This window comes from Haloarcula amylolytica JCM 13557 (assembly GCF_000336615.1).
Classification (GTDB): domain Archaea; phylum Halobacteriota; class Halobacteria; order Halobacteriales; family Haloarculaceae; genus Haloarcula; species Haloarcula amylolytica.
The window spans coordinates 101,843-127,092 of the sequence record NZ_AOLW01000047.1 but is presented as its reverse complement, the minus strand read 5'-3'; the positions used below and the strand labels follow the sequence as shown (position 1 = coordinate 127,092).

The 25,250-nt window shown below is 65.0% G+C and carries 30 protein-coding genes and 1 tRNA gene; 12 read left to right on the top strand and 19 right to left on the bottom strand.

The genetic code is table 11. From position 1 onward, the window contains the following. Positions 1 to 52: 52 nt before the first annotated feature. Together C442_RS17145 and C442_RS17140 are read right to left on the bottom strand one after the other, a co-directional pair. Positions 53 to 1,561: a (R)-citramalate synthase gene (locus C442_RS17145; protein ID WP_008312686.1), complete on the bottom strand. Its 1,509-nt coding sequence runs from the start codon at positions 1,559 to 1,561 to the stop codon at positions 53 to 55. 196 nt (positions 1,562 to 1,757) lie between these two features. Then, the gene (locus C442_RS17140; protein WP_049943072.1) at positions 1,758 to 2,102 is read right to left on the bottom strand and encodes a DUF192 domain-containing protein; all 345 of its coding nucleotides are present in this window, start codon (positions 2,100 to 2,102) and stop codon (positions 1,758 to 1,760) included. A gap of 82 nt (positions 2,103 to 2,184) precedes the next feature. On the opposite strand from C442_RS17140, the gene C442_RS17135 reads away from it, so the two are divergent. The 5 genes from C442_RS17135 to C442_RS21845 all read left to right on the top strand — a co-directional run bounded on the left by C442_RS17135 (position 2,185) and on the right by C442_RS21845 (position 6,698). After that, a complete protein-coding gene (locus C442_RS17135; RefSeq protein WP_008312684.1) occupies positions 2,185 to 2,733 on the top strand; it encodes a DUF7097 family protein in 549 nt (182 codons plus the stop codon). 71 nt (positions 2,734 to 2,804) lie between these two features. Further along, on the top strand, positions 2,805 to 3,902 hold the full coding sequence (locus C442_RS17130; RefSeq protein ID WP_008312682.1) for an ATP-binding protein: 1,098 nt from the start codon (positions 2,805 to 2,807) through the stop codon (positions 3,900 to 3,902). 68 nt (positions 3,903 to 3,970) lie between these two features. Further along, the gene (locus C442_RS17125; protein WP_004517046.1) at positions 3,971 to 4,540 is read left to right on the top strand and encodes a GMP synthase subunit A; all 570 of its coding nucleotides are present in this window, start codon (positions 3,971 to 3,973) and stop codon (positions 4,538 to 4,540) included. A gap of 55 nt (positions 4,541 to 4,595) precedes the next feature. After that, a complete protein-coding gene (locus C442_RS17120) occupies positions 4,596 to 6,452 on the top strand; it encodes a DUF2070 family protein (protein WP_008312679.1) in 1,857 nt (618 codons plus the stop codon). A gap of 90 nt (positions 6,453 to 6,542) precedes the next feature. Continuing rightward, positions 6,543 to 6,698 (top strand): hypothetical protein, encoded by a 156-nt coding sequence (locus tag C442_RS21845; protein ID WP_161606631.1) that lies wholly within the window; start codon positions 6,543 to 6,545, stop codon positions 6,696 to 6,698. Here C442_RS21845 and C442_RS17115 read toward each other — a convergent pair. Continuing rightward, positions 6,680 to 6,764 (bottom strand) — tRNA-Ser (locus C442_RS17115). The genes C442_RS21845 and C442_RS17115 overlap by 19 nt on opposite strands. Positions 6,765 to 6,849: 85 nt before the next feature. On the opposite strand from C442_RS17115, the gene C442_RS17110 reads away from it, so the two are divergent. After that, positions 6,850 to 7,797, top strand: a complete 948-nt coding sequence (locus C442_RS17110) for an AAA family ATPase (protein WP_008312676.1) — start codon at positions 6,850 to 6,852, stop codon at positions 7,795 to 7,797. Here the strand turns inward: C442_RS17110 and C442_RS17105 are convergent. Then, positions 7,794 to 8,204 (bottom strand): GtrA family protein, encoded by a 411-nt coding sequence (locus tag C442_RS17105; RefSeq protein WP_008312675.1) that lies wholly within the window; start codon positions 8,202 to 8,204, stop codon positions 7,794 to 7,796. The two genes, C442_RS17110 and C442_RS17105, sit on opposite strands and share 4 nt — an antisense overlap. 6 nt (positions 8,205 to 8,210) lie before the next feature. Further along, positions 8,211 to 9,626: a sulfatase-like hydrolase/transferase gene (locus C442_RS17100; protein ID WP_008312674.1), complete on the bottom strand. Its 1,416-nt coding sequence runs from the start codon at positions 9,624 to 9,626 to the stop codon at positions 8,211 to 8,213. A gap of 218 nt (positions 9,627 to 9,844) precedes the next feature. Between C442_RS17100 and C442_RS17095 the strand changes: the two genes are divergently transcribed. Continuing rightward, positions 9,845 to 10,372, top strand: coding sequence for a GNAT family N-acetyltransferase (locus C442_RS17095; RefSeq protein WP_008312672.1), 528 nt, complete (start codon positions 9,845 to 9,847; stop codon positions 10,370 to 10,372). 20 nt (positions 10,373 to 10,392) lie between these two features. On the opposite strand, the gene C442_RS17090 is transcribed toward C442_RS17095, so the two are convergent. The 3 genes from C442_RS17090 to C442_RS17080 are packed head-to-tail and all read right to left on the bottom strand — an operon-like array spanning position 10,393 to position 13,312. Beyond that, positions 10,393 to 12,111 (bottom strand): ABC1 kinase family protein, encoded by a 1,719-nt coding sequence (locus tag C442_RS17090; protein ID WP_008312670.1) that lies wholly within the window; start codon positions 12,109 to 12,111, stop codon positions 10,393 to 10,395. Between the two features lie 18 nt (positions 12,112 to 12,129). Beyond that, positions 12,130 to 12,486 carry an Hsp20/alpha crystallin family protein gene (locus tag C442_RS17085; RefSeq protein WP_008312668.1) on the bottom strand — a complete coding sequence of 119 codons (357 nt, stop codon included), beginning with the start codon at positions 12,484 to 12,486 and terminating at the stop codon, positions 12,130 to 12,132. Positions 12,487 to 12,535: 49 nt separating this feature from the next. Further along, on the bottom strand, positions 12,536 to 13,312 hold the full coding sequence (locus C442_RS17080) for a GIDE domain-containing protein (protein ID WP_008312667.1): 777 nt from the start codon (positions 13,310 to 13,312) through the stop codon (positions 12,536 to 12,538). A 111-nt stretch (positions 13,313 to 13,423) separates the two neighbouring features. Between C442_RS17080 and C442_RS17075 the strand changes: the two genes are divergently transcribed. Further along, a complete protein-coding gene (locus C442_RS17075; protein ID WP_008312664.1) occupies positions 13,424 to 14,350 on the top strand; it encodes a molybdopterin-binding protein in 927 nt (308 codons plus the stop codon). Here the strand turns inward: C442_RS17075 and C442_RS17070 are convergent. The 6 genes from C442_RS17070 to ahbB form a co-directional block, all read right to left on the bottom strand. Beyond that, on the bottom strand, positions 14,338 to 14,985 hold the full coding sequence (locus tag C442_RS17070; protein WP_008312662.1) for an HAD family hydrolase: 648 nt from the start codon (positions 14,983 to 14,985) through the stop codon (positions 14,338 to 14,340). The genes C442_RS17075 and C442_RS17070 overlap by 13 nt on opposite strands. A 108-nt stretch (positions 14,986 to 15,093) precedes the next feature. After that, positions 15,094 to 15,513, bottom strand: coding sequence for an LWR-salt protein (lwrS, locus tag C442_RS17065; RefSeq protein WP_049943083.1), 420 nt, complete (start codon positions 15,511 to 15,513; stop codon positions 15,094 to 15,096). A gap of 10 nt (positions 15,514 to 15,523) precedes the next feature. Beyond that, the gene (locus C442_RS17060) at positions 15,524 to 15,802 is read right to left on the bottom strand and encodes a 4a-hydroxytetrahydrobiopterin dehydratase (RefSeq protein WP_008312658.1); all 279 of its coding nucleotides are present in this window, start codon (positions 15,800 to 15,802) and stop codon (positions 15,524 to 15,526) included. Positions 15,803 to 15,843: 41 nt separating this feature from the next. Then, entirely contained in the window at positions 15,844 to 17,190 is a 1,347-nt protein-coding gene (hemA, locus tag C442_RS17055; protein ID WP_008312656.1) for a glutamyl-tRNA reductase, read from the bottom strand. Beyond that, the gene (locus C442_RS17050) at positions 17,187 to 17,834 is read right to left on the bottom strand and encodes a precorrin-2 dehydrogenase/sirohydrochlorin ferrochelatase family protein (RefSeq protein ID WP_008312655.1); all 648 of its coding nucleotides are present in this window, start codon (positions 17,832 to 17,834) and stop codon (positions 17,187 to 17,189) included. The genes hemA and C442_RS17050 overlap by 4 nt, the downstream gene beginning before the upstream one ends. A gap of 46 nt (positions 17,835 to 17,880) precedes the next feature. Then, positions 17,881 to 18,936, bottom strand: coding sequence for a siroheme decarboxylase subunit beta (gene ahbB / locus C442_RS17045; protein WP_008312653.1), 1,056 nt, complete (start codon positions 18,934 to 18,936; stop codon positions 17,881 to 17,883). Between the two features lie 100 nt (positions 18,937 to 19,036). Between ahbB and C442_RS17040 the strand changes: the two genes are divergently transcribed. Beyond that, positions 19,037 to 19,327: a DUF7577 domain-containing protein gene (locus C442_RS17040; protein WP_008312651.1), complete on the top strand. Its 291-nt coding sequence runs from the start codon at positions 19,037 to 19,039 to the stop codon at positions 19,325 to 19,327. Positions 19,328 to 19,332: 5 nt separating this feature from the next. On the opposite strand, the gene C442_RS17035 is transcribed toward C442_RS17040, so the two are convergent. From C442_RS17035 to C442_RS17025, 3 genes are all read right to left on the bottom strand, one after another. Then, entirely contained in the window at positions 19,333 to 19,743 is a 411-nt protein-coding gene (locus C442_RS17035; protein ID WP_008312649.1) for a DUF5778 family protein, read from the bottom strand. Between the two features lie 175 nt (positions 19,744 to 19,918). After that, on the bottom strand, positions 19,919 to 20,113 hold the full coding sequence (locus C442_RS17030) for a cold-shock protein (protein ID WP_004591449.1): 195 nt from the start codon (positions 20,111 to 20,113) through the stop codon (positions 19,919 to 19,921). Positions 20,114 to 20,115: 2 nt separating this feature from the next. Next, positions 20,116 to 20,310 carry a cold-shock protein gene (locus C442_RS17025; protein ID WP_008312646.1) on the bottom strand — a complete coding sequence of 65 codons (195 nt, stop codon included), beginning with the start codon at positions 20,308 to 20,310 and terminating at the stop codon, positions 20,116 to 20,118. Between the two features lie 115 nt (positions 20,311 to 20,425). Here C442_RS17025 and uppS point away from each other — a divergent pair, with 115 nt between their 5' ends. Continuing rightward, positions 20,426 to 21,352 carry a polyprenyl diphosphate synthase gene (uppS, locus tag C442_RS17020; RefSeq protein ID WP_008312645.1) on the top strand — a complete coding sequence of 309 codons (927 nt, stop codon included), beginning with the start codon at positions 20,426 to 20,428 and terminating at the stop codon, positions 21,350 to 21,352. Positions 21,353 to 21,356: 4 nt separating this feature from the next. Here the strand turns inward: uppS and C442_RS17015 are convergent, their stop codons facing one another. Next, entirely contained in the window at positions 21,357 to 21,965 is a 609-nt protein-coding gene (locus C442_RS17015) for an undecaprenyl diphosphate synthase family protein (protein WP_049943071.1), read from the bottom strand. A gap of 95 nt (positions 21,966 to 22,060) precedes the next feature. Between C442_RS17015 and C442_RS17010 the strand changes: the two genes are divergently transcribed. Beyond that, positions 22,061 to 23,419 carry a DUF92 domain-containing protein gene (locus C442_RS17010; protein ID WP_008312641.1) on the top strand — a complete coding sequence of 453 codons (1,359 nt, stop codon included), beginning with the start codon at positions 22,061 to 22,063 and terminating at the stop codon, positions 23,417 to 23,419. After that, positions 23,416 to 23,832 (top strand): GNAT family N-acetyltransferase, encoded by a 417-nt coding sequence (locus C442_RS17005; RefSeq protein ID WP_008312639.1) that lies wholly within the window; start codon positions 23,416 to 23,418, stop codon positions 23,830 to 23,832. Before C442_RS17010 ends, C442_RS17005 begins: the two co-directional genes overlap by 4 nt. Here C442_RS17005 and dnaG read toward each other — a convergent pair. After that, entirely contained in the window at positions 23,829 to 25,166 is a 1,338-nt protein-coding gene (dnaG, locus tag C442_RS17000) for a DNA primase DnaG (RefSeq protein ID WP_008312637.1), read from the bottom strand. The two genes, C442_RS17005 and dnaG, sit on opposite strands and share 4 nt — an antisense overlap. Positions 25,167 to 25,250 lie beyond the last annotated feature (84 nt).

Sequence of the window (25,250 nt, the reverse complement as noted above, 5' to 3'; positions counted from 1 at the left end):
CGGTGAGGGCCAGACTGATTCTACGCGTTTGAACCAGAGAGCTGTCGTGCCGTCAGTCGTCGGCGACGAGCGGGTCCTCGTCGTCGGCGACGAGGCGGTCCATCGCGTCGACCATCGCGCGCACGGACGCCCGTGTGATGTCAGAGTCGCTGGCGGAGACGACGACGTGGTCGTCGCCGCGTGACATCTCGATTTCGACCGTGACGAGCGCGTCCGTTCCGCCGGTGATGGCGTCGACGTGGTAGTCTTCGAGCGTCGCGTCGGCGGTGTGGGACAGCGCCACCTCGGCGGCGTTCATCGCGGCGTCGACCGGCCCGGAGCCGACCGCTGCCTCCTTGCGTTCCTCGCCGTCGACCGCGAGCCGGACGCTCGCTGTCGGTGTATCGGAGCCGGAAACAGCGGTCAGGCCGAGCAGTTCGACCCGGCGGTCGCGCGCGTCGCCGGTCACCTCGTCGGCGATAGTCAGCAGGTCGGCGTCGGTGACGCGCTTGCCGCGGTCACCGATCTCCTTGACTCGGCTGACGATCTCCGAGAGCTGGTCATCTGTGACCTCGACGTCGTGCTCGTCGAGTGCAGCCTCGACACCGGCCCGGCCCGCGTGCTTCCCGAGCGCGAGGCGGCGCTCGCGGCCCACTTTCTCCGGCGGGTACGGCTCGTACATCGAGTCGTCCTTGAGCGTGCCGTCGGTGTGGATACCGGACTCGTGGGTGAAGGCGTTCTCGCCGACGACCGCCTTGTTGGGAGCCAGCGGGATGCCGGTCCGGTTGGCGATGAGCTGGGCGAGGTCGTACACCTCGGTCAGGGCCATCGACTCGACGCCGTAGCCGTGGTCGAGCGCGATAGCGATCTCTTCGAGGGCGACGTTGCCGGCGCGCTCGCCGATGCCGTTTATCGTCCCGTGGACGAGGTCTGCACCTGCCGCGATGGAGACCAGGGCGTTCGTCACTGCGAGCCCCAGGTCGTCGTGGGTGTGGGTACTGACTGGGCCCAGGTCGGAGAGCCGGGAGACGCATTCGAGTGCGCGGTCCGGCGTCGCGTGACCGACGGTGTCGGCCCAGCAGATGCGGTCCGCGCCGGCCTCGACGGCGGCGCCGAGCAGCTCTTCGAGGTAGTCCAGATCGGCTCGCGAGCCGTCCTCGCCGATGACCTCGACCCAGAGCCCGTGGTCGGCGGCGTACTCCACCAGTTCGACGGTGTTCTCGACGTTCTCAGACTTGGACGTGCCGACCTTCTGCTCCACATGCTTGTCGCTGGCCGGAACGACGAGATTGATGCCGTCGACACCACAGTCGAGCGCGAGGTCGATATCGTTCCGGATACCTCGACAGAAGCTAGTGACGGTACCGTCGAGGTCGAGCCCCGCGACGCGAGAGATCGTCTCGCGCTCGCCGGGGCCGGTACAGGCGCTCCCGGCTTCGATGACGTCGATACGGGCCGCATCGAGCGAGCGGGCGATATCGGCCTTGTCGTCCGGCGTCAGCGACACGCCGGGGGCTTGCTCACCGTCGCGAAGTGTCGTGTCGAGAAACTGTACCTCACCGACATCTGAGAGCGCACGCATCGCTGGGTGCCCCTCGAACAATGTGTTCTGACTCACAGAAGATGCTCCATCACGCGCCACGAATTTCGCGGCCAGCCGCCTCGCGGCGACTTCCTCTATCCTCCGTCGGGTATTCCGACATAGTGGTGTCTACTCTACTCTTCACCGTCTAAAAGGTGACGGAACTGATTACCACGACCCATGCTATTGATACTCGTTATTCAAGACGGACCGTATCGCCCTCGGAAACGTCCGACGCCGCGCCACCGGGCAGTTCGATGACAGTGTCCGCGTTCGCATAGCCGACCGAGCGCCAGGGCTGTAGGGTTTCGACGGCCTGGACCTCCTCGTCGACGAGCCAGAGCACGTCGAGTGGGAACCGGACGAACAGCATATGGATGAACTGTCGGCTCGCGCGGTCGAAGGGGAAGACCAGCGCGTAGTCGTCGGGAATCGACGACCGGAACATCAACCCCCGGCCCTGTTCGAGCATCGACTCGGCGTACTCCACCTCCGTCGCGAGGGGGCGAGCCGTGCCGTCGGGGTCGTGGACGAGACGCATACCACCGCGGAAGTCGTAGGCAGGCAAAAAGTCTTCTGTCGGAACGGAGGGTTTGAGGGGGCACGGCCACTCACTATGTCACATGGAGAAGGCTCCCGGGGGGACGTCCGTCGGCGTCGACGACCCATACGACCACGTCCAGCGGTGTGACTTCGTCACCGGCGAGGGGAAGTGTCGCTGGGCGCGCGAACACGGCCACCACGACCCCGAGTTCGCCAACACCCGTAGTGCCGACGACTTTCGCTGTCCGGCAGCGATTGCACCCGATGACGCGGACGCAGACGCGGAGCCGGAATGGGATTGGGTCGACTGCCCGCATTTCCGCTCTCGGAACCACGACCGGGAGTGTGTTCGTTGCGGACTTGAAGAGCGACGGATGGCCCACTCTGCGGACCGACCGCTGCTAGAGGAACACCACCTCTCGTACCGCGAAGGCGGCAACGAGCTATCACACGAAATAACGGTCTTTCTCTGCCGGTGGTGTCACGCGAAGATCCACCAGTCGTGGGCGCGGCTCGACGACGACGCAAACCCGGACCCTGAAGCCATTGCACAGCGGGAACAGCGCCGCTCTAAGGAGCAATCCGAACTGGGGTTTGAATCGGCTGCCGACCGCTACGACGACTCGTAGCCCCACTCGATTATCAAACCCGATAATCAGTGGCAGACGGATAAGTAGGAACACAGTAACTGATTAGTATAGTGACCTCTCCGGCGCTCACGAAGCAGTCGCTGGGGACGGGATATGTCGTCGCAACGGGTTTCGTGATTTCCGGCGCGTTACTCGCCCACGGCATGTCTATCGTCCGGCCGTCCCCGATAGACGTGGTCATCCTCAGCGTGGGGTTGACACCGGCGCTAGCCCTGGTAGCCGCGAACTACTGGCTCCCGGTGAGCGGACTGTCCGGAGATCAGATATGGACTGCCGCGGAGTGGTGCGGACTGGGCATCGCGCTGTTTACGCTCATCAAAATCGTCGTGCTGCTCGCCCCAGTACCGCAGTCCTCGATGATCCCGTCGATACTCGCAAGCGGGGTCGCAGTCGGCGGGTTTGGCGGGGTTCTGTTCGGGTGGCTGCTGGAGCTCCGGCGGTCCCGGCGCAGACTCACCCAGAGCAACGAGGTGTTGTTTCGAGTGCTCAGGCACGACCTCCGGAACGACCTCAACGTCGCACTCGGGCACCTCGGCGAACTGCAGCGGGAGACAGCAGAGCGTGGCGACTCCAAGTCGCGTGCGCACGTCGAGCAGTTGAACGGTACTATCGACGATATCATCGCCACTACGGAGAAGGCGAGGCAGATAGAGTTCGCGTTCGACGCGGACCGTCGCGCACAGCAACCGATCGACCTCGTGCCGTGTGTCAGAGAACAGGCGAAAAAAATCACGCAATCGCACCCGGAGACAACTGTTGAACTCGACCTCCCGGAGCAGTCGAAGGTGTACGCCGACTGGATGCTCGACACTGTGCTTCGGAACGTCATCGAAAATGCGGTCGTTCACTGCGAAAATACCCCGACGCTGTATATCTCAGTCGAAGAGCACGGCCGAACCGTGTTCGTTCACGTCGGCGATAACTGTCCGTCGATTCCACAGCACGAACGAGATGTCCTCAATAGCGGCGTGGAAACGCAACTGTGCCATTCAAAGGGGATCGGGCTCTGGCTGACGACGTGGATCGTCGAGAGTTACGGCGGGGCAGTACACCTCACGACCTCGGACGGCGGCAACACCGTGACGCTGGAACTGCGTGGCCCGACAGTTCTTGACGGGGTTCGCCAAACCCTTCGAGAGTGGCCCTGAAGCCGGACGCGGGGGAACCGTCGACCGCATCAGGAGATATATACGCCTTCGTAGCCTTCGCGTCAGTAATGACCCGAATCGACGTTATCGACAATCACGGACAGTTCACACATCTGGAGCAGCGCGCGCTCCGGGACATGGGCGTCGACGTCTCGCTCAGGGACAACACGACACCCCCGGAGGAGATCGATGCCGACGGCATCGTCCTTTCGGGCGGCCCGGACATGGACGATATCGGGAACTGTCCCGAGTACCTCGACCTCGACGTTCCCGTGCTCGGCATCTGTCTGGGAATGCAACTCATCGCCGACGAACTCGGCGGTCGGGTCGGCGGCGGCGAGTACGGCGGCTACGCGGACGTGACGGTCGACATCCTCGACGAGGACGACCCGCTTCTGGGCTCGCTGTACCCCGAAACGCGCGTGTGGGCCAGCCACGCTGACGAAGTGAAAGAAGTCCCGCCCGGATTCGAGCGGACCGCGACCTCCGACGTCTGTGGCGTCGAAGCGATGAGCAACACGGACGAGGCGATATACGGTGTCCAGTGGCACCCGGAGGTCGCCCATACTGAGGAAGGCGAGGAAGTGTTCGAGAACTTCCTGTCGGTCTGTGACCAGCAGTCTGTCGCCCGCCAGTAACCGTCGGAGGGCAATGTAACTGGTTTTATATTCGCTCGTAGGCTGTGATACATAAATGACGGCGACACAGGGCAATCTCGCTAGCCTTTCGCGGTTTATTTTCAGGGCTCCGACCTGGTATACGAGCCTTGCCTTTGCGCTGGTCATCGCCGCGATGACGGGCATCGTTGCCTTCGATTCACGGTTCATCCTCGACGACGCCTGGCAGGGCGTGTTTCTCATCGGCCTGCCGACCTCAATCGCCAGTGCCGTGACACCGTGGGTCGACCGGCAACTGGGCGGGCAGTTGACCCCGAACCGGGCCACGCTGCTTGCGGTCATCTGTGAGCTGATCACTATCGCGATGCTGACTGTCGCCGGCGTTATCGCCATCTTCAGTGTCCGCCTCGGGCAGAACTTCGTCTTCGACGTGCTGTTAGTCGCGCTGGCGTCGATATTCGCCTTCCGGCTGCTGATACTGATGGCCGTCTCGCGGCACTCACTGCTGAAGGCGGCGATTCCGGCGAGCGTCCAGACGGTCACTGCCGCCGTGTTGCTGGCGATATACAGCGGGGCGACCGCGTTCATCCTCGAAGACCCGATGCTCCGGGAGTACCTCTCCCGCCCGGAAGAGGTCCCGCCGCAGGTACAGGGGTTCATCCCGCAGGACTTCATCATTCTCGCGGTTATCTGTGTCATCTACGCGCTGGCAGTCTGGCTGTTCCTGGTCGTCATCGACCAACCGTGGCGCTCCTCGCTCGGCGTTTCCGCGCTGGATTTCCTCCGGGGCTTCATCGGGCACATCGCCGAGGGTACGCGCGAACTGGAGGAGTTCTTCGAGGAAATCGGCGAAGAAGCCGTCGTCCCGGTCACCTTGCTGTCGGTCCGTCGGCCGGGCGGCGAGGAGAAAGCCCGGTTCGTCCTGCCGATGATTCACCCCGGCCCGATGGGTGAAATCGGCGGCGGCAACCTCCCCAGACGCGTCGCCGAATCGGCCGACGGCCTGGCCTTTCCGCCACACGCGACCGCCGGCCACGACTTCAACCTCGTCACCGAGCGGGAGGTCGACACGATCTTGTCGACCGCAGAGACGGCGTACCAGAACCTCGAATACGACGACCAGGCGACGGCGGGCCTCCGTGTCACAGAGGGCGAGGCCACGCTGACCGGTCAGGCCTTCGGCGACGACGCGCTCGTCGTGAACACGTACGCGCCGGGCTGTGCCGACGACGTGGAGTACGCCGTGGGTCTCTCAGCGATGTCGGAAGCGCGGGCCGACGGCCTCGACGACGTGCTGCTGGTCGACGCACACAACTGCAACGACGGGCTCGAGGGCGACGACCTCGGCCACGTCGTTCCCGGCAGTCAGCGGTCATTCGACATGCTCCACGGGGCCGGGCAGCTTGGGAGCCTGCTCACAGACGCCGAAACTGGCCAACTCCGCTGTGGTGTCGCCTGGGACAGGACCCCCTGGGAGCCCGAGGAGGGTATCGGCCCGCTCGGGATACGGGTCTGTGTCTTCGAAGTCAACGGCCAGCGAACGGCGTACGTGCTCATCGACGGCAACAACATGGAACCGGGCCTCCGCCAGCGCATCATCGACGCCGCCGACGGCGTGGATCTGATGGAGGTGATGACCAGCGACACCCACATCGTCAACACCGTCGAGGCCGAGAACCAGGTCGGACAGGTCATCCCCGAGAAGGAAATCGTTGCGCTCATCGGGGACCTCGTCGACAGAGCCGTCGCCGACCTCGAACCCGTCGAGGCCGGGATGGCGAGCGAACAGGCGACCGTGACGGTGTTCGGCAACGACCGGACCGAGACGCTGGCCTCGACTGCCAACGCGATGGTCTCGATGGGTGGCGCGCTGGCCGGGGCGTTCATTCTCGTCGTAATGACGATCAGCGTGTTGATTTTCCTGCTGACCTGACGGCAGTCGGCCGGATACGATCCGATTCCTGCAGCACTACCGACTCGCTACGCTCGCCGACTCTGGTACAGAGAACGCCGAGGAGGAGATTTGAACCACGCCCAGACGGTCCGGGCGTGCGGCGCGGTGCGCCGTTCCGGACTGCGACTGGTCTACTCCAACTCTCCACGCATCACGGTCCTGCAGCACTGCCGACTCGCTGCGCTCGTCGGAATGGCTGCAGAGAACGCCGAGGAGGAGATTTGAACTCCTGAGTCCGTGAGGACAGTTGCTCTCGAAGCAACCGCCTTGGCCAGGCTAGGCTACCTCGGCTCACCCATCAGTACCGCCGTTTGCTCTTTAGGGGTTTCGATTTCAGACTCGACACCCCTTTACCGGACCCGTAACATGACAGGCTATGGACGCTACCGAGGCAAGCGAGGTGTCGAGTCAGATCCTCGACGAGATCGGGAGTGCCGTCATCGCCGACCGCGGTTTCTTCGAGACGGTGCTGCTGGGAGTCGTCGCGAAGGGCCACGTCCTGCTCGAGGACGTTCCCGGCACGGGAAAGACGCTGACCGCCCGCAGCGTCGCGACCGCGCTGGGACTGTCCTTCTCCCGCATCCAGTTCACGCCGGACCTCCTGCCCGCCGACATCACAGGAACACACATCTTCAACGAGGAGTCCCGGAGCTTCGAATTCACCGAGGGGCCGGTGTTCGCCAACGTCCTGTTGGCCGACGAGATCAACCGCGCACCGCCAAAGACCCAGTCCGCCCTGCTCGAAGCGATGGAAGAGGGACAGGTCACCGTCGACGGGGACACCTACGACCTGCCCGAACCGTTCTTCGTCATCGCCACGCAGAACCCCGTCGACATGGAGGGGACTTTCGAACTCCCCGAAGCGCAGGTCGACCGGTTCCTGGCAAAGACCTCGCTTGGCTACCCTGACGACGAGGGCGAGGTCGAACTCCTCCGGCGGCGTGCCGGCCGGACGACACAGAGTCCGACCGTGGAGCCGATACTCGACGCGGAGTCGGTCACGGAACTCCGGAGCGTCCCGGAGACGGTCACCGTCGACGACGACCTGCTGCAGTACATGGCTGCCCTCGCCCGGGCGACCAGAGACGACTACCGCGTGGACGTCGGGGTCTCACCGCGCGGGACCCAGCGGCTGTTCGAGGCAGCGCGGGCGATGGCGACCATCGCGGGCCGGGAGTACGTTGCGCCGGACGACATCAAGCGGGTCGCGCAGCCGGTACTGGCTCACAGGCTTGTGCTGACGCCTGATGCGCGCGTCGAGCAGGTCGACAAAGGAACAGTCATTCAGAGCGTGCTCGACGAAGTCCCCGTCCCGACCGTCTAACCCCACGTCCAGTGGGCGTCGAGGGCGTACCGGTACAGGCCCGTGATGACGATAGCCGCGCCATTGCCGACCAGCGGCACGACACCGCCCCAGGTGACAAACGCGTAGAGGAGGCCCAACTGGAGCGGGATCGCCGTTCCACGAACGAGGTTCGTCTTCCCTAACCCGACTACGTACTCCCGCAGATCCGAATGCTGTGACCGGTGGAACGTCCAAGCGTTGTTGAGGACGTACTGAAGCAGAATCGTACACTCGATTGCGATAGCGGCCGCGAGAATGTAATTCAGGCCACCGACATCGTTGAACAACCACAACAGCGCCTGCTGAATCGACGCGGCAAACACACCGACGAGAAAAAACCGGACGAGTTGCTGTCGTCGGGCCGGTGTGACGACAGCGGACGCCATACAGCCTTACTGATAACCGAGCGCCTTTAACCGTGCTGTTATCTCGTCGGATGCCTCGGTGTTTTCAGTACCGGTCCCGTCGCTATCGAGTTCTGCGAGGTGTTCGGCAACTGCATCCGAGAGCCGGTCGAGGACGGTCGCAGGCGGGGCGTCCGCCGAGTCCGAACACAGATCGACCTGCTCTTCGGGATCGTTCGTCCGGTCGTACAGTTCCTGACGCCCCGATTCCGTGAACTCGATGTACGTGTATCGCTCGTCGCGGGCGCTGAGGAGGAGTTCCCCGTCCGCGCGGCTCCGCGGGATCGGCTGGCTGGTCACACTCTCGCCCCGGACCGCTGCGGAGACGATGGGGCCGCGGTCCTCGATACCCGCGCCGTGGATCGCCGGGGCGACGGAGGCCCCGTCCCACTCCGCCGCCGGCGTGAGCGACAGCAGATCGCACACCGTCGGCGCGATCGTGTCGAGGCCGACCGGGGTCTCGACCGACTGGCCCTCGCTGTCCGGCGTCGAGACGATGTAGGGAACGTCGATGAGTTCCCGATAGAGCTTGGGGTAGTGGGCGAGATGGCCGTGTTCGAGGAACTCCTCGCCGTGGTCGCCGGCGACGACGACGGCCGTATCGTCGCGATGGCCCTCTGTTTCGAGGGTGTCGAGTAACCGACCGACGCTGGCGTCGACCTGCCGAACCGTCGCCTCGTACAGCGTCCGGAGCGTCTCCAGCGTCCGGTCGTCGACTTCCCAGCCCAGCCCGGTTCGGAGGTGGGAGGTGAGCATTCGGAGGACACCGAAGTGGTTGTCCGACACCTCGCGGATGTGCCGCGGGGCCGGCACGTATGGCGTGTGTGTGTCCATGTAGTGGACCCACAGGAAGAACGGTCCGTCGGTCGCCTTCAGGAACTCGGTGGCGTGGTCTTCGAGGTCGCCCATCCGAGACACGTCGGCGAAGGGCCGTTCGTCGGACCCGCCGCTGAGGACGGTCGCGGCACGACGGAACGGCGAGGTCCCCAGTTGGACCCATGCCTGAATCGTCGGGTGAGCCGCCAGATACTTGCTGTAGCCGCCGCTGTCGACGAACGGCTCGAACTCGTCGAACCCGCGGTCGTACCCCCAGTGGTCGGTGAGGAAACCGTTGGCGGCGTTGAACCCTGCCGTCTCGATACCGGCATCGGACACCTGCTCGGCCAGCGTCGGCGTCGACGCCAGACCGATGTCCTCGCTTTCCGCGAACACCGGCCGTGAGCCGTGGATGGACGGGAACGAGAACGGCGTCCAGTTCCCCTGTGCCACGGCGTTTTCGAAGACGACGCCCGACTCAGCGAGCGAGTCCAGGACTGGGGAGACGCTGTCAGTACCACCCAGTGCGTCCGCCCGCAGCGAGTCAACCGTGACCAGCACCACGTTGTTCGTTGCCGGCGCCGTCATTGTCGGCCCACACTCCCCCACAACGGTAATAGTACCGACGTATCGCGTCCACAAACTGGGGTTTGCGCCCAGTGCGTACCACCGAATTCTCTCATACCCCCTATACCAGACACTGAATACTGAACGTTCCGGATAAATTCAGACGGCTATAATAGAACCATACTCTGATAAGGTAGAACTAAACCCTTCTCCGACAATGACTATTTCGGACGTGTTCGATGACCGACCAGATTCAGTTTCGGTCCTACGACCACCGAGACGCCGACGCTGTCTGGCGTCTCCACGAGCGCGCGATACGAGCGACCGGAAACGACCCCAGTGACATCCCCGGCACGTCGGACCTGCAAAACATCGAGACGCGGTATTTCGACACCGGCGGTGCGTTTCTCGTCGGCGTCGTGCCCGCCGTCGACGACGAACTCCCACAGACGTTCGACGGCGGCCTGGCCGCGATGGGCGGGTTCCTCCCGAACGAGGTCGGCCACGCGGACGAGCGCACCGTTCCCGGCGCGGCCGAACTCCACCGGATGCGGGTCGCCCCGTCCCGGCAGCGGCGCGGTTACGGTCGCAGCCTGCTCGGCCAACTCGAACAGCAAGTGGCCGAGCGAGGCTACGAGGTCCTGCTTGCGACGACGTCACAGAGCCAGCCCGCCGCGGTCGCGTTCTACCGCGACGAGGGGTATCAGGAGGTCGGCCGGTCGACGCAGGGCGAGTACGAACTCGTCCACTTCGAAAAACGGCTCTGACCCAACAGTCGGATGGGCGTTCAGTCGCCGCTGTAGGCGTCGTCGGTGTCCTCGCCGAAGGAGGTGTTGAGCCCGCCCGGGCTCTCCCGGTCCTGCTCGCGCATGCTCTGTCGCGTGAACTGCGGCTTGGCCCGGACGGCCTTCTTCGAACGGAACGACCACCACAGCGCCAGGGACAGGCCGACAGTTCCGGCGATACCGACACCGGTGGCCGGCAGCGACGCCTGCGTGTAGAGGAACGCCGTCGAGAACAGCGTGCTCGCAAGCAACATCCCGAGGATGAGCCGCTTGGTCATCGTCGCGAGCAGGCCGTCGGAGTCCTCGATGTCGGCCTGCACGCGGAAGTCCTCCCGCTCGACTCTGTCGAGGGCGGACTCCAGTTTCGGCGGGATTCGGACGGCCGACCGGGCGGCGTCGGACACTTCGGTCGCCCGGTCCTCGACGAAGTTCCGGACGCCCTCGGCGAGATACCCCTCCTCGCGGAGATAGTCGGTTGCGACACCGATGAAGTCGAAATCCTCGTCGAGGGTGACACAGACACCTTCGACGACTGTGGCGACGCGCAACACGAGCGCCAGGTTCGCCGGGAGCCGAAGCGGGAACTCGTAGATGGTGTCCTCGACCTGCTGAATGATCTGCTGGACGCGGTACTGCTCGATGTCCTCGCCGCGAGCGTCGGCGATGGCCAGTTCCATCACGTCGCCCATCACCTGCCGGTCGGCCTCCGGTGAGAGCGTCCCCATCTCGATGAGGGCATCGAGGATGGCGTCGATGTCTTGGTCGGCGACGGCGGCGTAGAAGTCGATGATCTTGTCCTGCACGAACGGGTCGACCCGGCCGGACATCCCGAAGTCGTAGAAGACGAGCGTCCCGTCGTCCTGTACGGCGAGGTTGCCCGGATGGGGGTCCGCGTGGAACACGCCGTCGTCGATTATCATCTGGAGGTACGCCCGCTGGAGCGTCTCAGCCAGTTCCGTCCGGTTGATACCGCCCGCGTCGAGGCTGTCGATGTCGTTGATCTTCGTACCGGGGACGTACTCCATCGTCAGGACGCGCCGCGTGGAGTGGGACTCCTTGACCTTGGGGATACAGATGCGGTCGTTGTCCCTGAAGTTCTCCCGGATTTCGGTGAGCATGCGGGCCTCGCGCTGGTAGTCCATCTCTTCGCGGATGGTCTTCGAGAACTCGTCGGCCAGCGTCTCCAGCGAGAACGACCGGGAGTCGTCGATGAAGTACATCAACAGCGGGAGCGACCAGCGGACGACCCGCAGGTCGGCCTCGACGAGCGATTCGATGCCGGGGCGGCGAATCTTGACAGCGACTTTCTCGCCGTCGACCTCCGCCAGATACACCTGACCGAGCGACGCGCCGCTTATCGCCTCTGTCTCGAACTCGTCGAAGCGGTCGTCGACAGAGCCCAGTTCGTCCTCGATGACGACCTGTGCCTCGTCCCAGTCCGCCGGTGGCACGCGGTCCTGCAACTTGGAGAACTCCTCGATGTACTCCGGTGGCAGGACGTCCGGGCGGGTCGAGAGTATCTGTCCGAGTTTGATGAACGTCGGGCCGAGCGTCAGCAGCGAGTCGAGCAGCTGCTGTGCACGTTTGCGACGCTGTTCAGGCGTGACACGGCGAGACGAGCCGACCACGAAGAACCGCTTTCGGTCTCGTGCGTACGCGACCAACAGGGGCAGGAAGTGGCGAGCGACGACGAGGAACCGCCAGTACGCGCGAAGGTTCACCGGCTTGCCACCTCTGGGTCAGTCCCCGTCGATCGGGATTGTAGTACTCGGTGCGGCTGTCGCCTTCGGCAGGCGGAGTTCGAGGACGCCGTTTTCCACGGTCCCCTCCCCGCCCTGCCCGGTCGTGTCCGGCGGGAGCGGGAGCTCGGCGTCGAGGAACACGGAGCGGTCCTCGCGGACGAACGTGAACTCCCCGGGCACGTCCTTGGTCCGTTGCCCGTCGATACGAAGGCGGCCCCCCTCAACGGTCACGTCGATTGTCTCCGCGGTCACGCCCGGCAGGTCGAGCACGAGCAGGTATTCGTCCTCGGATTCGAGCACGTCCGCGAACACGGCGTCGGGAAGGTCCCGAAGCGCTTCACGCAGGGCTGGCATACGCCTGTCTAAGTGGTACGCAGTGGTAAACCCGACGGTCTCTGCTACTCTACAGGGGTACGGAGAGGAGGACGGCAGCACCGATGAGGACAGCCGCTAGTCCGAACACAGTTTCAGCGATAGCGCCCCGAACAATCCGTCGGGCCGTGCCACGCTCGCTGGTGTCGGAGATGACGAACACCGGCGTCCCGTTGCCGTCCCCGACGACGGCGTCGACCAGATTGCTTCCCCACTCCGATGCGGGGCCGCGCATCGCCTGGCCGTAGACGTACACGTCCTCGCCAACGTCCAGCCGGCGCTCGGTAAAGCGCTGCTTGTTCCCCAGGCTGATCTCCGTCACGAGCAGGTTCACGGACCCGTCCTGTGCCTCGACGCCCTCCGTCCGCTCGACGTAGTCGGCCAGGCGCTCGGGGAGTTCAGTCCCGGGGGACACCGTCACTGACTGGGATTCGAACCGCACGTCCGCTCCGTCGGGATTCACGCGGACGCGAGCGCCCCCGTCGTCGACTACGAAGTCGACGCCGGCCTGCCCCTCGTCCAGCGTCTCCCAACTGGAGTGTTTCCCCGACGACCGATACTCCTCGACCTCGTAGGTGTAGGCCAGACACTTGCTGCCGGTGAAGGGAGCCGTGACGGTTCCGGCGTCCTCGTCGGCAACAGCTGTGCCGGTGATTTCGACGGGACCGGAGTGCCCGTCGAGCGAGCGCACCGGGACTGGATCGTTACGGAGGATGTGAAACACCGTTCGGAGTTCCCGGCCACCGCGGAGGAGGACGAAGCCGCCGATGACCAGGAACACGATGGCGACCAGTTGCGGGAGGACCATACGGCCACTCCGAGTCGGACCGAACAAAAGCGTTCCCAGTCCATGTGGACCGGTGACTGATGGGCCGTGGCCACTCGGGGCGTTTTTGCCACAGTACCCACTAGCAAGGGTATGGCTGGCTCCCCGCCGTCGGAGGCCGAGTCGCTCGCGCTGGAGACTGCCCGCAGACAGCTCGGTAGCTTCGCTGTCCCCGTCGACCGGACAGACAGGATTCCGCTGTCCGTCGCTGTCGGACGAGTGCTGGCGACAGATGCGACGGCGAACGAACCCGTGGAAGAGGCGGATATCTCGGTCGACGACACCGTCTTCCAGCAGGGGCATCAGGTACGGCCCGGCGATGTGGGACTGTTGCGGGCAAGCGGCGTCTCCGAACTGCTCGCCCGCCAGCGACCACAGGTCGGAATCGTACCGACGGGCGACGAACTCCGAGCGGCTGCCAGCGCGGCCCGCGAGGTCGAGACAGCGGGGTTCACGCTGGCGCAGTACGCCGACCGGTGGGGCGGGAAAGTGACCTACCGGGACCCCGTCGCCGACGACGCACCGGCGCTCCGGATGGCCGTCCAGCGCGACCTCACCCGTGATGCGCTCGTCATCACCGGGACCGAGCCGGGGGACACGCTTCGAGAGGTCGTTGCGGACCTCGGGGAGGTGTTCACCGACTACGTCGATATCGACCCGGGCCAGCGGACGGGAGTCGCCGTCGTCGAGGACCGCCCAGTCCTGCTGTTGCCGGAGTCGCCGAGTGCAGCCCGCGTCGGCGCGGTACAACTCTTTCGTCCGCTATTGAAGGCGTTTGCCGATGCACCGCTGTCTGCGCATCCGGAGACACGAGCGACGCTGGCGGAGCAGGTCGACAGTCAGGACGCGGTCCGGACGTTTACTCCGGTCGCCGTGAGCGACGGGACGGCAACGCCGCTACCCGGCGTTGACCTCGCCACGGCGACCCGAGCCGACGGCTGGGTATCCGTGCCTGCAGACGAAACTGGTATCGATGCCGGGACGACCGTCAGGGTGGAAAACTGGGACTACCTCCCTTGAGACGAGGTCAGGTCAAGCAGCGATGCGACGCGCCGGTCGCCACGCACGCACCGACCCGTCTCTGCGGGGGACCGGCGACCGACGTGGACGCCGTCGAGACCGGCGTTCCACGCCGCGCCGATGTCTGACGGGTTGTCGCCGGCGAGCACGCCGCGGTGGCCGTTGTACCAGACGTCCATCTCCCGCATCGCCAGTTCCACCGGCTTCGGGTCGGGCTTCCAGCCGATGTCGTCGTCACAGCAGACGACCGTCTCGAACCAGTCGGCGATGTCGAGGTGATCGAGCACCGGTTCGGTGAGGTACTGCTGGCAGTGCGTGACCAGCCCGACCGGTGTATCGAGGGTGGCGAGGAACTGCTCGGCGTCGTCGTAGAGATACGTCGCCTCGGCCCGGGCAATGGGGTCTTCCTCCTCGTGGAACAGCCGCCAGAACTCCTGCTGGTCGACATCGCGCTCTGCGAGTGTCTGTGACCGTGTTCCACCGAAACCGTACCAGAGCGCATCCCGCTCCCGGTCCGTGAACTCGACGCCGAGGCGGTCGCCGACGGCACCCATCACTTTCCGGGGGTACGCTGGCTCGATATCGACGAGCGTTCCGTCGAGGTCGAACAGCCAGAAGTCGTAGTCGGTGGTCATGAGGGGTACAATTATTGGGGATTCGCTAATAAAGTCTTTCGGGCCCTACGACTAGTTTTGCTGCGTATAACGCCGCTATAGACACTGACTACGAAGCGACAGTTCGTTTCACGCCACACGAACTGAACTGCCGAGGTACTTGGTGAGCACCTCGCTGACCGAGTCGGCGTTGAACAGGGCCAGGTCGTCGGCGATTTCGGCTTTCAGCGCGTCGAAATACGCCTCGTCAGTCCGGAGTTCGCTGAACGACGCCGAGACGACCGGACAGCCGAGTTCGTCCGCGACGAGCCGACGGAAGTGCGGTTCGTCAGCGAGTTCGCCACGCCAGAGCGTGTCACGGAAGAACAGCCACCCGCTGGTCCCCGGATCGTCAGCCGCCCGGTACAGCGTCGTCTCGAACCGGTCGGGGTCGGTCCACAGCCCGTCCGCGTCCGGCTCCAGTCGGATTTCGACCCGGAAGACGTATCGTGCGGTCGCGCTGTCGGGCTCGGTCGGCCGGAGCGAAGCGAGTCCGTCGGTCGTGTCCACGGTCACGCCGTCAGTCGTGGATGCCGTTCAGCCGTTCGGCGAGGTCGATGTCGTTCTCGGTGATGCCACCGGCGTCGTGGGTCGTGAGTCGGACTTCGACCTCGCCCCAGCGGATGGTCATCTCCGGGTGGTGCCACGCGTCCTCAGCGAGGCCGGCCGCGGCGCTCAGAAAGCCCGACGCGTCCAGATAGCCGTCGAACTCGAAGACGCGAACGATTTCGTCGCCGTCGCGGGTCCACTCCTCGGGTAGCCGGTCGCTAATCTCTGCATCAGAGAGCAGGTCTGCCATATCGGCTACGTCGGGCGGCGTGGGCAAAAAGGTGGGCGTGGTCAGTCGTCGGAGAGCCGGTCGAGCATCGCGTTCGGGATCTCGTCGCGCATGCCGTCGGGGATGTCGTCGACCGACATGCCCTGGGTGAACTCGGGCGGGGTGGCCTGGTCCGGGCCGCCGAAGTCCGGGTCGAACAACTGGAGCGCCGTATGAATCGTTGACCAGTCGTCCTCCTCCGCGGCGTCGCGGAGGCTCTTGGTCGGCGCGGCGAGGATCTGCGAGACGATGGCGTCGGCCATCGCTTCGACGACTTCCGCCTGGTCATCGTCGAAGTCAGCCGCCGAGAGCGCGCTGTTTATCTCGGCTGCCTTGACCTGTTCGGCGCTCTCATACATCGTCGAGATGACCCTGTCAGCGCGCTTGCGCTTGTACTGCGTGAGCAGGCGGTCGAACTCCTCGTCGACGATGCGCTCGACCGCTTCCGCGGCTCGCTGTCGCTTGTTGCGCGTTTCGGCGGTCACCGACTCCAGCGCGTCGAGGTCGTACACCGTCACCGACGGGAGTCGGTCCGCCCCGGCCGGGACGTCACGCGGCTGTGCGATGTCGACGATAGAAACCTCGCCAACGTCGCTGAACGTCCCGATATCGAACACCTGGTCGCCGCTTCCCGTCGCCGAAATGACGGCACTGGCCTCGGAGACGGCCGCTTCGATGCCGTCGAGCGCAACCGCGCTGGCGTCGATGTCGACCGATTCGGCGACGTGCTCGGCGTGTGGCACTGTCCGATTGGCCACGAGCAGCCGGTCTACCTCCTCGCTGAGCGCATCCGCAGCGAGTTGGCCCATCTCGCCAGCCCCGACGACGAGCGCGGTCCCGTCCGCCAGCGAACTCTCCTGTTTGAGAAGGCGCACCGCGGCGGAGGCAATCGAGACGACACCCTCGTTGATCTTCGTCTCCGTGCGGGCGCGCTCGCCGACGTGAATCGCTTTCGTGACACCGTCTTCCAGCATCGGCCCGATGCCGCCAACGCCGCGGGCGGTCTCGTAGGCGGTCCGGAGCTGGCCGAGGATCTGGTCCTCGCCCAGCACAATCGATTCGAGCCCGGCGGCTACCCGGAGCAAGTGGCGGAGACTCTCCTCGTGACCCATCTCGACGACGACATCTTCGGGCACGGCGCGGGTGAACAGTTCGAGTGCGTCGAGCCCGTCCTCGTGATCAGAGACGACAACGTACCCCTCGGTACGGTTACACGTCTGCAGCGCAATCGCCTCTTCGACCGCGGGGTTGGCGAGCAGGGATTCGACGGCGTGGCGCTCGCTGTCCGCCGCAGCGGTCTCTAATTGGTCGACGCTCGCGCGCTCATGGGAGATACAGACCCCAACGATTGCACCAGTGTCCCCTCTCACGTTTGATCACCAGGTAACTCTCCGATCACGTCTCTAGCTACTTGCTCTCCCTTGTACCTGCCACTATCTAAAGCCTTCCAAACTTCCCGTGACCTGACAACGAACCTGACGGCGTCACGCCGTTCGGTCGGCGGGACCCCCCGATCGCGCAGGTCCTCACGGAGGTCGCCGGCGAGTTCCGCCATCAGACCGGCGTTTCCGAACTCGTCTTCGAAACGCTCGCGGAGGTGTTTCGACAGCGCCGGCGCGCGCCCACCGGTCGCAATCGCCAGCGTCACCGGGTCGTCCCGCACCGTCGCCGGAACGACGACGTTGCCGAACGACTGGTCGCCGTGGTCGTCGGCCCGGTTGACGAACGCGCCGTGGTCCTTGGCAGCCGCGGTGAAGGCGTCGTTCAGGTCCGAGTCGTCCGTCGCGGCGACGACCAGCGCCGGGTCGGTCCGCTCGACCCACTCTGTGGCGTCCTCAGGAGTCGGGGCAGCCCGGACCTTTTCCGCGTCCGCGAACGCCCGGTCGGCGAACTCGGGGCTGAGGACGACGACGCTCGCCTCCGCGGCGAACGTTCGGGCCTTGCGCGCGCCGACCGGACCGCCGCCGACGACGAGTACCGTCTCGCCTTCGAAGTCGTGCATCAGCGGAATCATCGGTGCTCCCCTCCTGATCTGGCGCTGCTACACCAAGCGGACACGGTCACGCCGTCTCTGTGTTCTGCCGCGCTCGTTCGTCCAGCCTGATACCCGTCTTCTTCAGGATGCGCGTCGAGAACAGCGTGTCCCAGTCGTCCTCGGACACGTCCCAGTGGTCGGCCATCCGGTCGCGGACCTGCTGGATGCGCTCCTGACTCTCCGCCTCGCTTCGCCCGTGGGTCATCGCGAAGAAGTTGTACGGCCAGACGCCGTCGTGGCGCGGCCGCTCGTAGCAGTGGGTCACGAAGTCGAACTCGGCGATGGCCGGACCGACCTCGTCGATGACCTCGTCGGGGACGTCCCAGACGGTCATCCCGTTCTCGCTGTAGCCAAGCGCGTAGTGGTTCGGGATGACCCCGACGCGTCGGACTTTCCCCTCCACGTTGAACCGCTGTATCGTTTCCAGTACCCAGTCGACGTCGGCGTCGATTTCGTCGGCCACGTCGGCGTACGGCGTGGCAGTGACCGGGAGGCCGTCCTGAATCGCCAGTACCAGGTCCAGTTCGTCGGCGGTGAGCGACCGCTGCTCGGTCGGTGTCACGTCCGGCCCCAGGTCCGAACAGTCGATGGCCTGGGTCTGTGGCCCCTCGACGGGGAACTTCGCGCCGACGTGGAACTCCTGCTGTTTCGGGAGGTTGTACGTCTCCTCGCCGGTTTCGGCCTCGATCTCGGCCAGGACCTCCTCGACCCGTCCTTCCTCGGCCACCGAGAGAACGAACCACATATTCAGATGCGGGTGCTCGCGCTCGTAGTTGTGCGCGACCTCCGGGTGTGCGTTTATCATCTCGGCGTGGTCGTCGTAGCTGTCCTCGGGGGCGTGGGTTGCGACAAGCGTCGCGGTGCCGCCGATAGCTTCGGCGTTGATGAGTGCTCCGAACCGCGTGAGCACGCCCGCGTCGTCGAGATCCTGTACGCGTGCTAACAGCTCGTCCGCGTCGATGTCGACGCCGTGGTCGGCGAGGGCCGCCGCGGCCGGTTCGAACGGCCGTTCGACGACCGGGAAGCCGCCCTGGAAGGCGTTCAACACCGCCCGGTCTACCGTCCCGAGGTCTTCGCTCATGCCCGAATCTGGGGGGCCTGCGAATAAAAACAGTCCGGGACAGCCGGTACCATGTCCGGGTCGTCGGAGCGTTTTACCCCCTTCCGCCCCTAGCTCACATGTGGCAATCTCGACAGCCGAACTGGCGGTCCGGCTGCTGGTCTACCTGTTCGTCCTGATAGGGGTGCCGCTGTGGTTCGTGCTGATGTTTCGGCTCATGGACTACGCCGCACACGACACGCTGGTCGAGCAGTTCAGCGGCCGACGCAACGGTCGCGACACCGGCCAGCTCAACGCCTACTTCGAACAGGCCGCCGTCGAGGCCACGACCTGTCGCATCTGTGGCGCAGCGAACGGCCCCGACTACACCTACTGTCACAACTGCCAGGAACGGCTGGCGACTGGCGACTGACGCGGTTACTCGCCTTCGACACCGGTTACCGCGTAGCCAGCGTCCTCGATAGCTTCGAGAATGCCGTCGTGGTCGGCGCTGGCCTCGTAGTAGAACACCAGGTCAAAGGAACTGTTACGCAGGAGCTGCTGGCACTCCCAGACGAACTCTTCGTCGTCCAGCGTGAGGCCCTGATGCTGGTTCGACGCGAACTCCGGATCGTCGCTACCGGAGTAGACGTACGTGTCCTTCGGGTCCAAGCCCGCGCCCTCGGCGATGAGTTCGCCGACCTCGATGGTGGCCTGCATCATCTCGATCTCGTCGCTGCCGTCGTACTCCGTGTGGACGACAGCGCCGTTGAGTTGGATCTCGCCGGGCTCAAGCAGTTGTTTGGTCCGGCGGTAAAGGTCGTCGTCGAGTGCGTCGGCCTCGCTCATACCATGCGGTCGGTGTTGCTGTCCCTAAGACACTTCGGATTCCAAGCGCTGGTCGGGCTCTACCCGAAGATATTCGGTCCGAGAGGTGGCACAGCGACAGCGGTGGGAACCCACGCGCTGCCGAGTAGCGCCGCTCGGTCAGTCGCGAACCCGTTGAAAAGCGAGCCGTTCTCGCTTACAGTCGCGTGAGGTTCTTCGCCCGCGGGCCTTTGTCTGCCTGTTCGATGTCGAATTCGACTTCTTGCCCTTCTTCTAGGTCCGGGCCGCCGACGTCTTCCATGTGGAAGAACACGTCTTCGTCGGCATCGTCGGTTTCGATGAAACCGTAGCCACCCGTATCGTTGAAGAAGTCTACAGTGCCTGTCGCCATGGTTACAGCCGCGTGAGGTTTTTCGCGCGCGGGCCTTTGTCGGCCTGCTCGATCTCGAATTCCACTTCTTGCCCCTCCTCGAGGTCAGGACCTTCGATGTCCTCCATGTGGAAGAAGACGTCCTCGTCGGAGTCTTCGGTATCGATGAACCCGTAACCGCCTGTGTCGTTGAAGAAGTCTACCGTACCGGTCGCCATTGCAATTTGAACGTTAAGCCGGGGTATATTAAAACTATGCGCATATATTTCGCCAGATTAGGAGGGAAATAACTGTACCCGGTCCCTTCCACAAAGCCCTTATTGAGTGGTTGAAATGTATACAACGATGCTATCGAGGGGGAAGCGACTGGGATATGCGGCCTACGAGCGATTACTCCAGTGGGAACTGTCGGGAACGCCGGACCACGTCGCCGTCATTATGGACGGGAACCGACGCTACGCCCGCAAACAGGGCGTCGAGACGACGCAGGGCCACAGCGAGGGCGTCGAGACGGCCGAGGCTCTGCTAAACTGGTGTGACGAACTCGACATTCGAGAGGTGACGCTGTACACCTTCTCGACGGAGAACTTCGACAGGCCGAAAGAGCAACGAGAGTATCTCTTCGACCTCGTCGAGCAGAAACTCCGGGGCTTCGCCGACGCCGACCGGGTCCACGATGCCGGCGTCTGCATCCGCGCCATCGGCGAGACCGAGATGCTACCCGAGCGGGTCCGAGACGCTATCGACTACGCTGAAGGGCGAACCGCCCAGTACGACCAGCTCAACCTCAACATCGCGCTGGCCTACGGCGGCCGGGCCGAACTGCTCGGCGCGGCCCGCAACGTCGCCACCGCCGTCGAAGACGGCACTCTCGACCCGACGGATGTCTCCGCGGAGACTATCGAAGCGCGGCTCTACGAGGGGCCGACCCGCGACGTCGACCTCATCGTCCGGACCGGCGGCGACGAACGCACTTCGAACTTCCTGCCGTGGCACGCCAACGGCAACGAGGCCGCCACGTTCTTCTGTACCCCCTACTGGCCCGAGTTCCGGAAAGTCGACTTCCTGCGGGCGATCCGGACGTACCAGAACCGCGAGCAGTCCTGGCGGACGACCCGTGCCGAGCGGTCGCTCGCGCTGGTCCGTGCCATCGAGCAGTCGGAACTGCCGACGGCCAAACGGATGCTCGGACGGTTCCGGGACGCGCTCCCGAGTACCGAGCGCGAGCAACTCGACGAAGAGTACGACCTCGCGGACTGACCTCTTACCGCCCGAACCGGCGCTGCCGCTCCTGATAATCCCGCAGCGCCCGCAAGTAGTCCCGCAGTCTGAAGTTCTGCCAGTTCACGTCGGTGAAGTACAGTTCCGAGTACACGGACTGCCAGATCATGAAATCCGAGAGCCGTTCGGCCCCGGTCTTGATAACCAGATCCGGGTCGGTCGGGAAGACGAGATGCTCCTCGACCGCGGCCTCGTCGATGTCGGCCGGGTCGAGTGACCCCTCGTCGACGTCTTCCGCGAGCTTCTGGACGGCCGTCGCGAACTCCGACTGTCCGCCGAGGCCGATGGAAATCTGGATCGGGGCGTCGGCCGTCGTCTCGTCGTCCGGTACTCTGACCGCTATCTCCCGTGGCGCGGTGACGCTTTCGAGTTCGCGCTGGAGCGTCGGAATCGCTTCCTCGTCGAGGACGCTCACGTAGACGACGACTGTGTCGGTCCCGTACTGGACGGCCCAGTCGAAGAACCGCTCTAACGTCCGGTATGCACCGTCTCCCAGGAGGTCCCGCTCGGTGATCACCAGCGCGACCGTCTCGGGCAGGTCGGCGTCGCTGCGCCGAACGCGCATCGCGAGATATCGGTCGTATAGTCCCACGCCCGCCGGTATGCTGACAGCCCCAGTAAATCTCACGGTACCGTCGCCTCCGCAGTTCGGAAAGGGTAAGTGCCTCTCGGGGATACCGGTGGGACGTGACTGGCACAGTCCGTCGGGCAGGCGCGTTCGCCGCCGTGGGGACCCTCGCGGTCGCCGTCCCGGCCGCAACGGGCTTTCGCTCGCTCGAACTCGCGACTGTCGCCGCTATCGCACCCTTCGTCCTCGTCGCCGCGCTCGGTGTGACGGTCATCGGGCAGGACTCGCGGCTGTTCGACCTGTTCGCGCGCCCCGGCGACTACGAGGACGGGAAACTGTACGGCCTGGCGGCCTTCTCGCTTGCCGCCGCCGGGCTCGCGCTGCTTGCCGTCCGATTCAGTCTACCGGTGCCGGTGTTCGTCGGCGTCGTCGTCGTCGTCGCCTACGGGAACCTCGGCCAGCGACTCGCCTACACCGTCCGCTCCGACGAGGTGGTCGCAACCGCAGGCTTTGTCCTCGTCGGCTTCGTCGCCGGCGTCGCGGGACAGGTGCTCGGAACGCGGATTCAGGCCGCCGTCGGCGAGGGAGCGGCCGCCGTCGACATGCCACTCGTGCTGTTTCTCGCCGCCAGCGGCGCGTTCGTCGCCGCCCTGCTTCGCTCGGTCCTGTTCGAACGGGACGACCCGCTCGTGATGCTCACGGTGGGACTGCTGCTGTGGCTGTTTTTCGAACTCGACCCGTCGGTGACGGCACAACGCGTCGTCATCGCGCTCGCCGTGACAGTGCTGCTCGGCTATCTCTCCTACGCGCTCGACACGGCGTCCCTCCCGGGGATGCTCACCGGCGTTCTCCTCTCCTTTTTGACCATCGTGCTCGGCGGTTTCGGCTGGTTCGCCATGCTGATTTCCTTTTTCGCGCTCGGTGGCCTCTCGACGAAGTTCCGCTACGAGGAGAAACTGGACCGCGGCATCGCCGAGGAGAACGAGGGCGCACGCGGGAGCGGGAACGTGCTCGCGAACTCCATCGTCGCGCTGTTCGCCGTCGTCGCCGCGGCGGCGAGTCCGAGCCACATCGCCGTCGACCCGCTGCTGTTCTTCTATGCCTTCGCCGGGGCCGTCGCCGCCGCGATGACTGACACGTTCTCCAGTGAGTTCGGTGGGCTCTACGACAACCCGCGACTCATTACGACGCTCAAACCCGTCGAGCCGGGCACTGACGGCGGCGTCACCTGGCAGGGCGTGGCCGCCGGGGCCGTCGGCGCGGGCATCATCGCCGGCATCGCCGCGCTCACGCAGGACATCAGCACAGTCGGCAGCGGCGTCATCCTCCTCTGTGGGCTGGTCGGCATGACCGTCGACAGTCTGCTGGGTGCGACCGTCGAGGGCTCGGTTGTCGGCAATCAGGGCGTCAATATGCTCGCCACCCTGGCGGCCGCGCTGACCGGTGCCGGCGTTGTGCTGGCCGTTGGCCTCCTATGATCCGCGAGGCCCGCCCCGAAGACGAGGTCCGTCTCCGGGCGATCCAGACGAACGCGCTCGACGAGCCGTGGCCGGGGCTCCTCGGCGTCGGAATCGACGGCCCGCCGCTCGTGCTGGTCCTCGACATCGGCGAACCGCTCGGCTACGCGCTCGTCGTGCCGGACCATCCGGTCGCGTACCTGGCGGAGTTCGCTATCGCGCCCGGCAAACAGGGGCAGGGCCTCGGGACGACACTGATGGACGGGCTGCTGGACAGGCTCCGCGCTGGCGAGTTCGAGACGATCAGACTCACCGCCCGCGCGGACGACGAGCGGGCACGCTCGTTCTACGACGGCTTCGGGTTCTCTGTCGCCGACGAACTACCCGACCACTACGACGACGGCGACGGTGTGTTGCTCGTTCGCGAACTCTAGTCCTCGATGCGAACCTGTACGGCCGTCGGCTGTTTGACGTACTCGCCGTGGCCGGCGGCGACGACAACATCGACGCCGCGCTGGGCGGCGACATCGAGGAGCTTCTGCGTGCAGTCGGCATCGATGACGACGGTCTTGGGAACGGCCTCAGCGGCTGCAAGCAGCGAGACGACGGTATCAGCGTCGCCTTCAGCGAGCAGCGTCGCGTCCTCGTCGACCAGCCTGGCCGTCCCGCTGTGGTTCTGAATGACGGCTTCGATGTGGTCCGAAAGCGAGGGGATGGTCGGTCCGTCGCCGCTTTCGGTCGACTCCTCGTCGGCTGCGGCATCCGCCACAGCGGTTGCGTTCGAGTTGTCCGCGACACTCGTCGCCCCCTCGGTCGTTTCGGCCTGGGCCGACCCGGCCTGCGGACCGGGCGCAGGCTGGCTGTCTGTGGTGTCCTCCGACGTCGCGGCCGCCACGGCACCGCCGTCAGCGGTCGTCGACTCCCCGGGATGGGACATCTCCTCGCGGATGCTGTCGAGGCTCTTGGCGCTTGCGACTGTCTCGTACGGCACCTTGTCCCGGAGCGCCGACATCACCTCGCTGCGGGAGAGGTCCTCGACGGACTTGTCGGTGGGTGCGACGGCGACGTAGTCCACGTCGCCGACCTGCGCGAGTTCCTTCAGGATGAGGTCCCCGCCGCGGTCACCGTCGAGGAACGAGGTCACCGTCCGGCCGGCCGTCAGGTCCGCAATGGCGTCGGGGACGTCCGTTCCCTCGACTGCGACGGCGTTCTTGATCCCGTACTTGAGCAGTTGCATCACGTCCGAGCGGCCCTCGACGACGACAATCGCGTCGGAGTCGGCCACCCGCGGGCCGGCCGGGAGTCCCTCGTAGTCGGTCACGTCGGCGACCCGGACCTGCTGTCTGACCGTCTCGACGATGTCCGCGGTCTGGATCGACTTCTCCTCGAAGTCGTTCAGGAGTTCTGTCGCGCGCTCGACGACTTCGCGCCGCTTGGCGCTGCGTACGTCCTCTATCTCGGAGACCTCGATCTCGGCGCGACACGGCCCCACCTGTTCGATGGTCTCTAACGCCGCTGCGAGAATCGCTGTCTCGACTCTGTCGAGGCCGCTTGCGACGGTTATCTCGCCGAAGGACTGTCCTCCCTCAGAGCGTATCTCTACGTCGATGCGGCCGACCTTCTTCGAGTCCTGCAGGTCCCGCAGGTCCAGTTCGTCGCCGAGTAGCCCTTCCGTCTGGCCGAACACCGCGCCGACGACGTCGCTCCGCTCGACGACTCCCGCCGCCGTGATGTCGGCATGTATCAGATATTTCGCCGTATCTTGCATGATTGTCCTGTTTTCCAGCCCCTCGAACGCTGTTCCGACGGACTGCTGTCACTATACTGATGTTGGGAAGTACAGCGGAATAAC